Annotated in this window: 13 protein-coding genes; 12 read left to right on the top strand and 1 reads right to left on the bottom strand. The window is 58.8% G+C overall.

Annotated features, from left to right (window positions below; all coding sequences use genetic code 11):
* Positions 1 to 37: 37 nt before the first annotated feature.
* Positions 38 to 3,421 carry a DUF3971 domain-containing protein gene (locus ASD46_RS09390; RefSeq protein ID WP_035198544.1) on the bottom strand — a complete coding sequence of 1,128 codons (3,384 nt, stop codon included), beginning with the start codon at positions 3,419 to 3,421 and terminating at the stop codon, positions 38 to 40.
* A 118-nt stretch (positions 3,422 to 3,539) separates the two neighbouring features.
* Here ASD46_RS09390 and ASD46_RS09385 point away from each other — a divergent pair, with 118 nt between their 5' ends.
* The 12 genes from ASD46_RS09385 to purS all read left to right on the top strand — a co-directional run bounded on the left by ASD46_RS09385 (position 3,540) and on the right by purS (position 15,109).
* Positions 3,540 to 4,007 (top strand): peroxiredoxin, encoded by a 468-nt coding sequence (locus ASD46_RS09385; protein ID WP_025593886.1) that lies wholly within the window; start codon positions 3,540 to 3,542, stop codon positions 4,005 to 4,007.
* 14 nt (positions 4,008 to 4,021) lie between these two features.
* Positions 4,022 to 4,852, top strand: coding sequence for a ferritin-like domain-containing protein (locus ASD46_RS09380; protein WP_025593888.1), 831 nt, complete (start codon positions 4,022 to 4,024; stop codon positions 4,850 to 4,852).
* A gap of 89 nt (positions 4,853 to 4,941) precedes the next feature.
* Positions 4,942 to 6,258: a M23 family metallopeptidase gene (locus ASD46_RS09375; RefSeq protein ID WP_025593889.1), complete on the top strand. Its 1,317-nt coding sequence runs from the start codon at positions 4,942 to 4,944 to the stop codon at positions 6,256 to 6,258.
* A 219-nt stretch (positions 6,259 to 6,477) separates the two neighbouring features.
* Entirely contained in the window at positions 6,478 to 7,992 is a 1,515-nt protein-coding gene (locus tag ASD46_RS09370) for a DEAD/DEAH box helicase (RefSeq protein ID WP_019567097.1), read from the top strand.
* Positions 7,993 to 8,024: 32 nt separating this feature from the next.
* The gene (locus tag ASD46_RS09365) at positions 8,025 to 8,444 is read left to right on the top strand and encodes an NUDIX domain-containing protein (protein ID WP_003515990.1); all 420 of its coding nucleotides are present in this window, start codon (positions 8,025 to 8,027) and stop codon (positions 8,442 to 8,444) included.
* Between the two features lie 835 nt (positions 8,445 to 9,279).
* On the top strand, positions 9,280 to 10,407 hold the full coding sequence (locus ASD46_RS09360; RefSeq protein ID WP_003515993.1) for a branched-chain amino acid ABC transporter substrate-binding protein: 1,128 nt from the start codon (positions 9,280 to 9,282) through the stop codon (positions 10,405 to 10,407).
* A gap of 132 nt (positions 10,408 to 10,539) precedes the next feature.
* Positions 10,540 to 11,217: a ribulose-phosphate 3-epimerase gene (gene rpe / locus ASD46_RS09355; protein ID WP_003515995.1), complete on the top strand. Its 678-nt coding sequence runs from the start codon at positions 10,540 to 10,542 to the stop codon at positions 11,215 to 11,217.
* Positions 11,218 to 11,278: 61 nt separating this feature from the next.
* On the top strand, positions 11,279 to 11,815 hold the full coding sequence (locus tag ASD46_RS09350) for a hypothetical protein (protein WP_025593892.1): 537 nt from the start codon (positions 11,279 to 11,281) through the stop codon (positions 11,813 to 11,815).
* 107 nt (positions 11,816 to 11,922) lie between these two features.
* The gene (gene purB, locus ASD46_RS09345) at positions 11,923 to 13,230 is read left to right on the top strand and encodes an adenylosuccinate lyase (protein ID WP_025593893.1); all 1,308 of its coding nucleotides are present in this window, start codon (positions 11,923 to 11,925) and stop codon (positions 13,228 to 13,230) included.
* A 69-nt stretch (positions 13,231 to 13,299) separates the two neighbouring features.
* Complete coding sequence (locus tag ASD46_RS09340; protein WP_003516000.1) at positions 13,300 to 13,863, top strand: alpha/beta hydrolase; 564 nt, start codon at positions 13,300 to 13,302, stop codon at positions 13,861 to 13,863.
* A 183-nt stretch (positions 13,864 to 14,046) separates the two neighbouring features.
* Positions 14,047 to 14,811: a phosphoribosylaminoimidazolesuccinocarboxamide synthase gene (purC, locus tag ASD46_RS09335; protein WP_003516002.1), complete on the top strand. Its 765-nt coding sequence runs from the start codon at positions 14,047 to 14,049 to the stop codon at positions 14,809 to 14,811.
* 55 nt (positions 14,812 to 14,866) lie between these two features.
* Positions 14,867 to 15,109 carry a phosphoribosylformylglycinamidine synthase subunit PurS gene (gene purS / locus ASD46_RS09330; protein WP_003495372.1) on the top strand — a complete coding sequence of 81 codons (243 nt, stop codon included), beginning with the start codon at positions 14,867 to 14,869 and terminating at the stop codon, positions 15,107 to 15,109.
* The last annotated feature ends 4 nt before the right edge of the window (positions 15,110 to 15,113 follow it).

Here is a 15,113-nt window from a genome sequence, read left to right as displayed (position 1 = left end):
CAAATCATCAGATGAAGGGCCGCGGAAGCGGCCCTTTTTATTGAAACTCGAAAATCTGCCTGAAGACGCCCGGCGCTATCAGCGACAGCGGGTTGATTGTCAGCTTCGGCTGGTCCGTCTGGCCGGAAAGCTTGAAGGTGATGCCGAGCAGCCCCCGGTCGCGGCCGTTTCCGAGGAAGATGCCGATAAAGGGCAGCTCGCCGAACAGCCGGTTCAGGCCATAGGCGGGCATGAAGGTGCCGGTCATGTCCATACGGCCGTTCTGGTCTTTCAGCAGGCCCTGGAAGGTCGCACCGATCTGTTCGCCGCGCACCACGCCGTTTTCCACCGCAACCGAGCCGTTGACGTAAACGAGCCGGGCAAAACCGCGCTGGAATTTCTCCGAGCTGACATCGATGTTACGGCGGACCGCCGTGTTGAGGCTCCGGCCGTCATCGCCCGTCGGCGTGGCGACGATATCCTGAAGCTTCGCTTCGTTGACAACGGCGAAATTGCGCAGATCGAGCGAACCGCTCCAGTCGCTGCCGTTGACGGTCGAGAGTGCGAGATTGAGAAGACCACCGCGAATGCGGGTGTAGATATTGGTGAAACGGGCAAGAGAACCGGCGTCGCTGCTGGTAAGCGTCACGGTTCCCGTCGCGCCGCGATTGGTCGTCTGCGCCACAACCGCCTGACCTTTGCCGGTGACGCCGCGAAAATCAACCGAACGGACCTTGCCGTCACGCACACTGACATCGGCACTGACATTGGAAAGGATCTCGTCATTGAAGCCGTAGACCTTGTCGAGTTGCGCCTTGATGGCAAGGGACGGCTGCGAACGCGATGTGCCGTCACCTGCCCCTGAGGAACTGCGAAGCTTTGAGAGGAAAGGCCGGAGATCGGCCGATTTTCCCGAAGCGTTGATGCTATATCCGTTTTTGGAGGCAGTGACGGCGACGGCGTAATTGTCGGAAGGTGACAATTGCACGCGGCTGAGATCGGCGGAAATCAGCCCGTTCTTGGTGAAGGTGACATCTCCGGCCGCGCCGAAGCCGTCCCCGGTTAGGGAGAAATCACTGATCGTCGTGCGGCCATCGCTGGTTTCCAGGGTAAAGGTCGCTTTTGCCGGAATACCGACGCCCTTGCTCCATCCAAGCCCCGGCAGAATGATAGACGCCTTCGCCAGATCGAGCTGTATCTCCTGACTTTTCGTATCCGCGCCATCGATTTCCACAACGGTCGTGCCGCCAAGAACCGTGGAAAGCTCCGGTGCAAGCTTGGCGACCTGCGTCTCGTTCAGGGTTGCTTTCAGCGACAGCGTTGGAGCAACGTCGCTGTTCTTGCGCACCGGCTCCGTCATCTCGATAGACATCGGCACATCGTCCACCCGGCCCTTGCCTTCAAGCTTGAGCTGCCGGTCGTTGATGGACATGAAACCGTCAAGCGCGGTCACCTTGCGGCCGGCAAACGGCTTTGTCAGCGACAGGTTCTTCAGATCGAGATCGGCCGTCCACACCGGCGGCGGTGGATTTTGGCTGGAAAGCATGCCGACGGTCAGCTTTGCATTCGCCGTCACGTCGCCGGTGAAGTCATCCGGCTTGAACTGCGTATCCTTGAGCGCATTGATAGGCTTCAGCGTCGCAAGCTCCGCCACGGCATCGGCCGAGCCCGAAACGTTCAGCTCGAGATTCCCAAGCAGGGGCTTTGCATAGACGTCGGACATGGAGAACCGGCTGTCCTCCAGCGCAAGCGACCGATTGGAGGCGAAATAGGATGTCGCGTTCTTGAGATCGACATTCATCCGGCCGCCGACGAGATTGAAATGCGCATCAACGTCGCGCAGCGGCGGAATGTCGCCGGTGGTATTGAGACGCGTACCGTCGATATCGAAGCGGATCTGCATTTCGCTCTCGCCCAGCACCAGCGGGCAACCGGGACCGCACATCCGTCCCTGCGGAATGAAGATCGCAATCGAGCCGTTCGTGACCGTGCCGCCATAAAGATTGGAGACCACCCACTCGCGCGGCTTGTGCGCCATCCAGAACGGCCAGAGCTGCTTGACCGCCGTGGCCTCCATCTTGGGAATCTGTCCGGCGAAACTGATTTCAGGCGAGCCCTGGCCGAAGCGGATTTTCAGCGAGCCTGCCATGTCTCCAAGAGGGCCGGTAACGTATAGCGAGGGAACCTCGAGCTGCCTGGTCGCGACATTGAATTGCCCATCCGCCTTCAAGCTGAAAGGAACGGGGTCTTCGCCAGAGGCTTCAGCCGAGGCAACCGCATTGTCGATCTGCAGCGAAAGACCGAAGCCCTCTTGGGTATCCGTGATTTCCCCAGTGACCGGAATAGCCGTTCGCCCAAGGTCGATCCGCGAATTCGCAATGACAAGACTGCTTTTCTGAAAATCGTAGCGCGCATTGACGGTGCCGGCCGTGAAGGGCTGAGCCTCGCCGCCGATAAGAAGCATTCCATTGCCCATGCCGAGCGAGATTTCCAGCCGCGGCTCATGTCCGGGCATGGAACGCCGGGCGAGGATGCTGACACCGGTCTTGACGTTCAGCCCCTCATGAAGATTGCCTTCAGGATCGAATTTTTCCAGAAAAGGACCGATGTCGAAACCGTCGATGCGCGCGTCGAAACCGTCTATCACACCGCCTGATCCCGATGTCTTTAGCGACAGGCTGGCGATTTCGCCGTTAAACAGCGTTTCACCCTCAAGCGAATATCCGCCCTGCTGGTCAGGGGTCAACGAAAGTTCACGCACTTCAACGACGCGTGGCTTGCCGGCTTCGCTCGGTGGCAAGTGGATCGAAACGCTGGAAATATCGATTTCCTCGGTTCCGCTGCTTAAAAACGCCTGCGCCAATTTGTCCAGCTGGGAAAACGCCGCCTGCAACTGCTGCGGCACCGCGTCCAGCCGGATGCTGGCGAGGTCGAAACCGTTACCCTTCGGCAAAAGGGCCGTATCGAGTTCCATCCCGTCGGCCTCGAGACTTTGCACGGAGACGCGTCCGGTCAAAAGCGCTAGCGGATCGAGCGCCATACCGATAGCCCTTGCCCGGCTCAAATGCTGGCCGGATTCCTTCTCGACGATATCCACATCCTCGGCCACCAGCGCAAGCCGCAGCCCGGTCGAGAACCTGATGGCGGACGAACCGATTCGCGCGCTGTAGTGGGGTCCGAGCGCCCGTTCGAGCGCCTGCTGCGCCTGGCTGGAAAGGGCATTGTCGATCGATCCGGTTTCGACGGAGACAATGATGCCGCCGATGGACAGGAAGGCCAGAACGAAAAGAGCAGCGAAAATCTTGATGAGAGCACGCGCCATGGAGCGCGGCGCCGGGCAATGCACGATGAGAGGATCTTCGGCCTGCGCCGAAGGAAGATCATGCAGCGCAACGATATCGCGCTTGCTGAACTTGACCTTTTCACCCCTTACTTCAGCCATACGCCCGTGTTTGCCCCTGAATAGCTTTTGTTTCGCCTCAACACTGGACGACGCCCGGTTTCGCTATATATCGAATGTGGCGACTTTCACTCAACATCCCGGCGAAAGAAAGATGATTATGACAGAACTGACGATTGGCAGCCCTGCACCGGATTTTACTTTGCCCCGCAACGGTGAAGGAACGGTGACATTGTCCGGCCTGCGAGGCAAGGCGGTCGTTCTCTATTTCTACCCGAAGGACGACACATCCGGCTGCACCGCCGAAGCGATAGATTTCAGTGCCCTTGGCGCGGAATTCGAGGCCGCCAATACTGTCGTCATCGGCATTTCCCCTGATAGCGTCAAAAGCCACGACAAGTTTGCTGCAAAACACAAGCTTTCGGTGATGCTGGCCGCCGACGAGGAACGGAAGGCTCTTGAGGCCTACGGCGTCTGGAAGGAAAAAAGCATGTATGGCAAAAAATACATGGGTGTCGAACGCACCACCGTCCTCGTAGCACCTGACGGTACGGTCGCGGAAATCTGGAACAAGGTGAAGGTTCCGGGCCACGCACAGGCCGTTCTCGACGCCGCACGGAAGCTCTGAGAGACGCCCCTGTCGTGACGCCCACCTTCAGGATCATCTCGCTGCGCGGCGGCGCCACCGAGGCGATTGCCTGCGCCGATCTCGACAGAAAAACCGCACTGGCGCAGGAAACGGCGACACGATGGTTCGAGCGCCGCCTGTCGCTGCGCTCCCCCCTAGATCCACCCCTGCCCGAACGTCCGGGCAGGCCGGATAAACCGGAACTCGTTCCGCCGACCGCCGTGGAGCGCCGCTCCCTCCACAGCGTCAAGGGTCGCATAGCGCTGCTGCACGCCATCGCCCATATCGAGCTGAACGCCGTTGACCTCGCGCTCGACATCGTCGCCCGTTATGCCAGCGAGCCGGTGCCGCATTCCTTTTTCAACGGCTGGATGCAGGTTGCCTTCGAGGAGGCGAAACATTTCCGGCTGGTGCGGGAAAGGCTGCAAAACCTCGGCGCGGATTACGGCGATCTGCCCGCCCATGACGGGCTCTGGCAGGCGGCGCATTCAACCCGCAACGACCTCACCGCGCGGCTCGCAGTCGTGCCGCTCATCCTCGAGGCGCGCGGACTGGACGTGACGCCCTCCCTGCAGGCGAAGATGCGCGAAACCGGAGACCTTGAAAGCGCCGCCGTTCTCGATGTCATCTACAATGACGAAAAGGGCCATGTCGCCATCGGCGCCAAATGGTTTCGCTTCCTGTGCGCCCGTGAAAAGAAGGACCCGGCAGCAACCTTCAGGCAACTGGTGCGTGCCAATTTCCGGGGACCGCTGAAACCGCCCTTCAACGACCTCGCCCGCGCCGAAGCCGGGTTGACGCCATCCTTTTACCGCTCCCTCACCGCTGTCAGCAACAGCGGCTGACGCCCGCAGCCCGGCGCATGGTGCAAAACTTCGTTAACCTTAACGAAGTATGATTTCCTGTGAGAAATCGGCCAGTCCGGAGAGAGATTTTGACTGATACAGCGGAAAACCGGGTATTCGGCAAAAAGCGGCAGCAGCACGTTCTGGTGCTGGCAAGCGGTGACAAGGTCCGGCACATGACGATCCGGCCTTGGATGACGGCGCTTGCCGGCTGCACGATCGGCCTTTTCTCGCTCGGTTATCTGGGCGCCACCGGCTATCTCATCCTGCGTGACGACCTGATCGGCGCGACCATGGCGCGCCAGACCCGCATGCAGCACGATTACGAAGACCGTATCGCCGCGCTGAGGGCGCAGGTGGACCGCGTTACCTCAAGACAATTGCTCGACCAGCAGGTGGTTGAAAAGAAAGTGGAAAAGCTGCTCCAACAGCAGGCGGCACTCACGTCCAGACACGGACGGATGAGCGAATTGCTGGAGCGCGCGGAAAATTCCGGCATCGCCGCCTCCACGGCCACGGCCCCCATTCAAACCGCGCCCTCCTCGCTCTCGAACGCGATGGCACCGGAAAAACGCGCCGATCTGACAGGTGGCCTCTCCGCCATAGAAAATCTGATGGCGCCCCGCCCGTCGCAGCCGGAAAAGCCAGCCGGAACCGACAAGCGGGCGTCCTATGTGCCCGAAAACGGCGAAACGCCTTCCGACCGCGCCGACCGCGTGTTTTCCAAGGTCACGCTGTCGTTGAAGGATATCGAACGCCAGCAGATATCACGGATCGCCAGACTGACCAGCGACGCCGAGGACAAGGCAAGCGCGATGCAGGATATCATCCGGCAGGCGGGTCTGAAAATCGACGAAAGTGGCACGGACAGTGTCGGCGGCCCCTATGCGGATCCGCAAGGGAATGAAACCGATCCCTTCAATATGTCTCTGACCAATCTAGACAATGCGCTCAACCGGCTGGATATCGTGAAGGAAACCGCAACCGCCCTGCCCTTCGGCAATCCGGCCCCCGGCAGGGCGATCACCAGCCGATTCGGAAACCGGCTCGACCCGTTCCTTGGACGGCCTGCCTTACATACCGGCATCGATTTTCGCGCCGAAACAGGCGCCGACGTCAAGGCGACGGGCGCTGGAAAGGTAACGGTTGCGGAAAACTCCGGCGGCTACGGCAATATGGTCGAGATCGATCACGGCCAGGGCGTATCGACGCGATTCGGCCATCTCTCCACCATTCTGGTCAAAGCCGGCGACAAGGTGGAGGCCGGCGACATCGTTGGCCGTGCTGGCAGCACCGGCCGCTCCACCGGTCCGCACGTACATTACGAGGTCCGCCGCAACGACACGCCTGTTGATCCGATGCGGTTTCTGGTCGCTGGGGCCGAGCTTAAAACCTATCTCAAATAGCAGTACGATTTTAACGCTTTTTTCGCCCTTTTTGCGATAAATCGCCCGAAACCGCGTCCAAGGCTCAAAAGCCTCGCCAACGTCTCGCCGTTTCGCGCGCATTTCCGGTTGTTTCCTTGACTTTCTGGCAATTTGGGCATATCCCCGCGCCAAGTCTTTGCAAGTGTCGCAGCGGCACGCAGGTATTCTTACCGAACCAGAACGGAAAAAGTTCTTCCTTTGACAACATTCTCTGATCTTGGCCTGAGCCAAAAAGTTCTTTCCGCTATTGCAGATGCCGGCTACACGACGCCGACACCCATTCAGGCTGGCGCAATTCCGCCCGCTCTCGAAAAGCGTGATATCTGCGGTATCGCACAGACCGGCACGGGGAAAACCGCATCCTTCGTTCTGCCGATGCTCACACTGCTGGAAAAAGGCCGCGCACGCGCAAGAATGCCGCGCACGCTGATCCTCGAGCCGACCCGCGAACTGGCGGCTCAGGTAGCCGAAAACTTCGAGAAATACGGCAAGAATCACAAGCTGAACGTCGCCCTTCTGATTGGTGGCGTTTCTTTTGAAGATCAGGACCGCAAGCTTGAGCGCGGCGCCGATGTTCTCATCTGCACGCCCGGCCGCCTTCTCGACCATTGCGAGCGCGGCAAGCTCCTGATGACCGGCGTTGAAATCCTCGTGATCGATGAAGCCGATCGCATGCTGGATATGGGCTTCATTCCCGATATCGAACGCATCGCCAAGATGATTCCCTTTACCCGGCAAACCCTGTTCTTCTCAGCCACCATGCCGCCGGAAATCCAGAAGCTTGCCGACAGGTTCCTGCAGAACCCGACCCGTATCGAGGTTGCCAAGCCCTCCTCCACGGCAAAAACCGTTACCCAACGCATCGTCGCTTCGCACAACAAGGACTATGAGAAGCGTGCTGTCCTGCGCGATCTCGTCCGTGCCGAAGAAGCCGAACTCAAGAACGCGATCATTTTCTGCAATCGCAAAAAGGACGTTGCCGACCTCTTCCGTTCGCTGGATCGTCACGGCTTTTCCGTTGGCGCGCTGCATGGCGACATGGACCAGCGTTCGCGCACGACCATGCTGCAGAACTTCCGGGACGGTCAGCTGACGCTGCTGGTCGCTTCCGACGTTGCAGCCCGCGGTCTTGATATTCCCGATGTCAGCCACGTCTTCAACTTCGACGTTCCCATTCATGCCGAAGACTATGTCCACCGCATTGGCCGTACCGGTCGTGCTGGCCGTTCGGGCAAGGCCTTCACCCTCGTCACCAAGAGCGATGCGAAATATCTCGACGCGATCGAAAAGCTGATCACCGAGAAGGTCGAATGGCTGAACGGTGACCTGTCCTCCCTCCCCGCGCCCATGGAAAGCTTTGAAAGCAATACCGGCCGCCGGGGCACCAAGGAACGTGGCGGCAGAGGCCGCGACAGAAACCGTCGCGATGCACCTGCATCGCCGGTCGAAAACATCAATCAGGGTGCACAATCCACCACTGTGGATACGGACATCGCGGCTCACGGAGAAGACAAGGTGAAGGCAGAACGCAGACCGGAAAAGACCCCGCGCAATTCCGAGCGCAACAGCCGCAACCTGAACCCGCTGCACGCCAATGACGACAACCGCGACCGTCGCCGCCATTACCGTGACCATGACGATGGTCCGACGCCTGTTGGTTTCGGCGATGACATTCCCGCTTTCATGCTGATCGTGGCCAACGCCAAGGGCTGAGCCCCGACGGCCTGACGCAGGAAACAATACGCATGACGCCGACGATCAAGCCAGGACAAGATTTTCCGGGCGTCGGCGTTGGGCTTGCCATATTGCGTGATGGCCGCCTGCTTTTATGCCGGCGCTTGAAAGCGCCGGAAGCCGGATACTGGAATATTCCGGGCGGCAAAGTCGATCACCTTGAATCATCCCTCGCCGCAGCACGGCGAGAAGCTGAAGAAGAGACCGGGCTGACAATCGGCAAGGTCGAATTTCTCTGTCATAGCGAATATATCAATGTCGCAGACCGGCACCATTGGGTCTCGCTGATCTTCGTCACCCGCGACACGCAGGGTGAGCCGGTACTGACAGAACCGGACAAGCTTTCCGATATCGGCTGGTTCGACCCCGATAACCTTCCCGAACCCATCTCTGCATTTGCAAAAGACGCGCTGGCTGCTCTGACGAAATAAAGCCGCTAGCAGACGGAAGCAGCATCAGCGCTGACCGGCGTGGGCTTTTCGCGGCTTTCAACGGCGCCTTGAGCTACACTAAAAACAGGCCTCGCCTGCGACAGACGCGACGCTCCTGCGCGATTTGCTTTCGGAAAACCCAATGCTGGAAGAATATCTTTTCGGGAAGCGTTTTGAATGCAATTTAAAATTGCCTAAATTAGCATCACATAAAAAACCGCCCCGGTTGCCCGAAGCGGTTTATACGTAATGAAAATAATAGAATATAGAATGTAATATAGTTTGGCAGTGCTTACGTTCGGAACACTTCCGAGGCTTGTTACAGCCAATTTCAGTCGTCCCCTGAAACACCTATATCTAATCTAACCATTTACTTTTCGTCAAGCAGATCTTCTCGCAAATGCGAAAAAAACATGGCAAAGCACAAATAAAGCGCAGGGAAATATGTATATTCTCTTTTTATATCAATAAATTAGATGAGTGGAAATAAAATGTGCATTTTATTGGGGTGCACTATAAAAGGCAAAATCGCAAACCCGCCCTTATAAAACTGTGCTTATACGCACTGCATGTTACAGTTTTATAAAGTAAAAATGCTCTAAACCATGACGAGCAGTACTTCCGCTCTTATGAAATTACAGAGTGAATTGCCGACCTTAAAAAGATGAATCTCGGCAAAAAACAATCGCACGCGATCACATTGAATATATACAACCATAACGCGTCATTGCAGACTGTTGTTTCAAATTGGATGAGTTGCGATCAAAACCGCCGTGCAGTGAACGATGATGTGCGATTATGATGGGTATCAGCGATTTTTCCTTTGGAAAACCAGTTGTTGCCGATAAACATCAAACCGGGACAACAGGATTTCGCGCACGTCATGCTTTCACTTCGCCTGCTAACGATCATCGCCGGTTTTGCCTTTGCGGGCTCAGCATGCGCGGCGTCGATCGGCATCGTTGCCCCACAGAACGGCCCATATGAACTGCTGGGGCAACAGGTCAGGCAGGGCGCGAAGGCCGCGGCCGCCAAGCTCGGGCTAGATGTCGTCGAAATCCATGAAAGCTGCGAAGACGGCAGCGGCGGCGCGATTGCCGATGGTCTCGTGGCCGCCAAGGTCAGCGCGGCAATCGGTTTTTTGTGCACGGAAACGCTTCAGGGCGTTCTGCCGCCTCTGAAGTCAGCCGCCATTCCAGCAATCACGCTTTCCAGCCGTGCCCCGATCCTGATGGAAGACGCTCTGAAATATAGCTGGCCGCTTTTCCGCCTAGCGCCATCGGACAAGGCCGAATCGGACCGGGCCGCAGAAATCATTCTGCGCGACTGGAAGGGACATTCCATTGGCCTCGTGGATGATGGCACGATCTTCAGTCGCGATCTGGTAGATCGCATCCGTTCGGCGCTGGAGGAGAACGGGCTGAAACCGACACTCACCGATACGCTGCGCCCGGCACAGGAGCAACAGGTGGCGCTTGTGCGCCGGCTGGGGCGCACCGGCATCACCCATGTCTTCATCGGCGCGGAACGCAACGACGTCGCGATTGTCGCCAGAGACGCCGGCTCCGAAAACATTCCGCTCACCATCATGAGCGGCGACGCCATGAATGCGGCAAACAACCCCGTGCCACTTGCAGCAAATGTGCTAGCGGTCACGCGCCCGGCCTATGACACATTACCTTCGGCACAGGCCGTCGCCGGCGAATTGCGTGCCGCCAATATCGAGCCGGAAGGTTACGTCCTGCCCTCCTATGCGGCTGCGGAACTGACCGCGGCGCTTGCCGAAGCAGCCCAATCCCAAGGTAAACCCGCACCGGAGATACTGGCGAACGGTACCGTCTTCAAAACCGTGCTCGGCGATATCGCTTTCAACCCTTCGCATGAACTTGCAGACAATCCCTATCGCCTGCAGCGCTGGAACGGCCAGCGTTTCGAACAGGCGGACAAGGCCGAAAGACAATAGGTGAAGCCGGTATCGCTGGAAATTCAGTAAGCCGCGGCTGAAAACCGGCGGCAACCGCGCGACAAGCCGTTTCAAACCCTGATACTTGATGCTAAAGGCAGCTTACGCAACGCGTCGAGAGGAGTTTGCCCCATGTCCCTGCCCATCCGGATTGCACCTTCCATTCTGGCGTCCAATTTCGCCAAGCTGGGACAGGAAGTCGCCGATGTGACGGAAGCGGGCGCAGACTGGATCCACCTCGATGTCATGGACGGCCATTTCGTGCCAAACATCTCCTTCGGTCCTGACGTCATCAAGGCGCTCCGCCCGCACAGCAATGCCTTTTTCGACTGCCACCTGATGATTGCCCCCGTCGATCCCTACCTCGAAGCCTTCGCCAAGGCCGGCTGCGACGGCATTACCGTCCATGCGGAGGCAGGCCCGCATCTCCATCGCTCACTCCAGACCATCCGCACGCTCGGCAGGAAGGCCGGCGTGACGCTCAACCCCGCCACGCCGCTTTCGGTCATCGAAAACGTGCTTGACGATGTCGATCTCGTGCTGATCATGAGCGTCAATCCCGGTTTCGGTGGACAGAAATTCATTCCGGCCATGCTCGACAAGATCCGTGCGGCAAAGGCCATGATCGGCGACCGGCCGATCGAACTTGAAGTGGACGGCGGCGTGACGGCGGAGACAGCCGGCGCCATCGTCGCAGCCGGTGCCAACGCACTCGTGGCCGGTTCGGCCGTCTTCAAGGGCGATGGTGTCGCAGACTATCGCAAGACGGTTTCGTTGTTGCGCTCGGTGTCGGAAGCCGCCCGGTCCTGACCCGCCACAGCAGCCGGATACACCGGAGACGGGACGGCAGGGCGTTTGGGTGGGGGCTTTGATGAACAGCGGCAGGCGGAATTTCCACAACGTCATCCCGGCAGCGCTGTTTTCGCTCCTCGCTCCGCTTGTCTGGGCCGCCATCTCGGCAGCCACCGCTACCCTCGGCCTCTATCTCCGCAACCGGCTGGAAACCGACCATGCCGCCGATATCGCCGTGCTGTTCTTCTTCGGCGGTCTCTTGGGCTGGCCGCTGGCCATGGTTGCCTTGCGCTTCCTGCCCGCATCCACCAGCCTGCCGCTGCGCTTTGCGGCAAGCTGCCTTGCCATCGCTTTTTTCACGATCGCGGTCGCGGCGGCATTTTTCGCGCTCCAGTACCGCATCTTTTATGCGCAATGGCATGCGCCGGCATTTTCCCGCATCTGGTTTTTCCAGCAATTTTTCACCTCGCTTGGCGCGATCTACCAGTTCTGCATTCTCGGCCTCGGCCTCTATTTTCCGTTTGCCGCCATTCCGCTTGCGCTGGCAGGCGCAATCCTTTGCCGCCGTGCGCACAGAGCGCCACGCGTCCGTTCGGACGTACAACGGACGCTCTAGCATTTTGAATGTACGCATCGAGCCGATGCGCAGGCTTGATAGATTGAGATTCGCGGAACACTTTGCTAAACGGGCAGCAAAATTCCTCCACAAAGAAAGTCATTGCCATGATCCCTCGTTACTCCCGGCCGGAAATGGTCGCCATCTGGTCGCCGGAAACAAAATTCCGCATCTGGTTCGAGATCGAGGCGCATGCCTGTGACGCGCTGGCCGAGCTCGGCGTCATTCCGAAATCGGCCGCACAGACCATCTGGGAAAAAGGCGGCAGCGCGACTTTCGACGTCGCCCGCATCGACGAGATCGAGGCCGTCACCAAACACGACGTCATCGCCTTCCTCACCCACCTTGCGGAATTCGTCGGTCCCGACAGCCGCTTCATCCACCAGGGCATGACCTCGTCCGACGTGCTTGACACAACCCTCAACATCCAGCTCGTCCGCGCCGCCGATCTGCTGCTGGCCGATATGGACCGCGTGCTGGCGGCGCTCAAGACCCGCGCTTTCGAACACAAGAACACGGTACGCATCGGCCGCAGCCACGGCATCCACGCCGAGCCGACCACGATGGGCCTGACCTTCGCCCGCTTCTACGCCGAGATGCATCGTAACCGCGAGCGTCTCGTCAATGCGCGCGCGGAAATCGCCACGGGCGCGATCTCCGGTGCTGTCGGCACCTTCGCCAATATCGATCCGCGCGTCGAGGAACATGTCTGCGCAAAGCTCGGCCTCGTGCCCGAGCCGGTCTCCACGCAGGTCATCCCGCGTGACCGCCACGCCATGTTCTTCGCCATCCTCGGCGTCATCGCCTCGTCGATCGAAAACGTCGCCATCGAAATCCGCCACATGCAGCGCACCGAGGTTCTGGAAGCGGAAGAGTTCTTCTCTCCCGGCCAGAAGGGTTCGTCGGCCATGCCGCACAAGCGTAACCCGGTTCTCACCGAAAACCTCACGGGCCTTGCCCGCCTGGTGCGCATGTCGGTCGTTCCCGCGCTTGAAAACGTGGCGCTCTGGCATGAGCGTGACATCAGCCACTCCTCCGTGGAGCGCGCCATCGGCCCCGACACCACAGTCACCCTCGATTTTGCGCTGAACCGCCTTGCCGGCGTCATCGAAAAGCTGGTGATCTATCCCGACAACATGCTGAAGAACATGAACAAGTTCCGCGGCCTCGTGCACTCGCAGCGCGTTCTTCTGGCGCTGACGCAGGCCGGCGTTTCCCGCGAGGACGCCTACCGTCTGGTGCAGCGCAACGCCATGAGGGTCTGGGAACAGGGTGCGGATTTCCTTGAGGAACTGCTGGGCGACGAGGAAGTGCGCGCCGCCCTTCCCGAAAGCGTCATCCGTGAAAAATTCGACCTCGGTTACCACACCAAGCATGTCGACACGATCTTCGCCCGCGTCTTCGGCAACGCCTGAGGCGAGGCTCCCGAAGTTAATGCCGTCGCGACCTTGATCGTGACGGCATGAAACCACAGATATGGGCCCATGAAAGTTTCAGAAGCAGATATTCTCATCGTACCGGGTTACACCAATTCCGGTCCTGACCACTGGCAGACACGCTGGGAGCGCAAGCTTTCGACAGCGCGCCGCGTCGAGCAGGCTGAATGGTCAAAACCGGTGAAGGAAGACTGGATCGCGCGGCTGGTGGAAGAGGTTAACGCCTCGACCAAGCCAGTTGTCATCGTCGCTCATTCGCTGGGTGTGCCGACCGTCATCCACGCCCTTCCGGAAATCGGCAAGAAGGTTGCAGGCGCGCTTCTGGTGGCGCCGCCGGATGTCGCCAATCCCGATATCAGGCCGAAACATCTGATGACCTTCGGTCCCTATCCGCGCGATCCCTTGCCGTTTCCGGCAATCACAATTGCCAGCCGCAACGATCCCTTCGGATCCTACGAGCATGCCGACGATATTGCCGCCGCCTGGGGTGCGATGTTGGTGGATGCAGGCATGTCCGGCCATATCAACGCCGAGTCTGGCCATGGCCCCTGGCCCGAGGGTGGCATGGTATTTGCCCAGTTCCTGAGCCGCCTCAAGGTGAACGAGCCCTGACCATCGCGGCCAGCCGCTGAAGCCGGTCGATTTTCGGCCGGGCAACATTCTTCCGCCCGACACAAGAATTGAAGGGAAGATATGCGAGCCGCATTGTAGAATGCACTCTTTTCCTTTATGGGACCGCTCAAAGACAGAAACGCAACGCCACCAGAATCGGCGTGAACCAAGAGACCTGCCATTATGAACCGTCGCCGCCGTATTTACGAAGGCAAGGCCAAGATCCTCTACGAAGGTCCGGAGCCAGGCACGCTTATCCAGTTCTTCAAGGACGATGCGACTGCCTTCAACAAGAAAAAACACGAAGTCATCGACGGCAAAGGTGTGTTGAACAACCGGATTTGTGAATATGTCTTCACGCATCTGAACAAGATCGGCATTCCCACACACTTCATTCGCCGCCTCAACATGCGCGAGCAGTTGATCAAGGAAGTCGAGATGATCCCGCTCGAGATCGTCGTGCGCAATGTCGCCGCCGGCTCGCTGTCGAAGCGACTCGGCATCGATGAAGGCGTGGTTCTGCCGCGCTCCATCATCGAGTTCTACTACAAGTCCGACGAGCTTGAAGACCCGATGGTCTCCGAAGAGCACATCACGGCCTTCGGCTGGGCCAACCCTGCCGAGCTTGACGACATCATGGCGCTGGCGATCCGTGTCAACGACTTCCTGTCCGGCCTGTTCTTGGGCGTCGGCATCCAGCTGGTCGACTTCAAGATCGAATGCGGCCGCCTGTTTGAAGGCGACATGATGCGCATCATCCTCGCCGACGAGATTTCGCCCGACAGCTGCCGCCTGTGGGACATCGAGACCCAGAAAAAAATGGACAAGGACCTGTTCCGCCGCGACATGGGCGGCCTCGTGGAAGCCTATTCCGAAGTGGCACGCCGTCTCGGCATCATCAATGAAAACGAACCGATCCGCGGCACCGGCCCTGTCCTGGTAAAGTAATTTCGGCCTCGTGAAATAATATCGGCCTAGCAAGGTAAAATCAGGAGAAGATCAGGTGATCAAGGCACGGGTGACTGTTACGCTGAAGAACGGCGTTCTCGATCCGCAGGGCAAGGCAATCGAAGGCGCACTCGGCAGCCTCGGTTTCGGTGGCGTCGGCCATGTCCGTCAGGGCAAGGTCTTCGATCTGGAACTGGAAGGTGCAGACAAGGCCAAGGCCGAGACCGACCTGAAGGCGATGTGCGAAAAGCTCCTGGCCAATACGGTTATCGAAAACTATTCTATCGCCATTCTCTAAGCCG

This window comes from Rhizobium sp. Root491, from assembly GCF_001427205.1.
In the GTDB taxonomy this organism is placed as follows: Bacteria; Pseudomonadota; Alphaproteobacteria; order Rhizobiales; family Rhizobiaceae; genus Agrobacterium; species Agrobacterium tumefaciens.
Note: the sequence above shows the minus strand (reverse complement) of the source record. Positions and strands in the feature narration are given on the sequence as shown.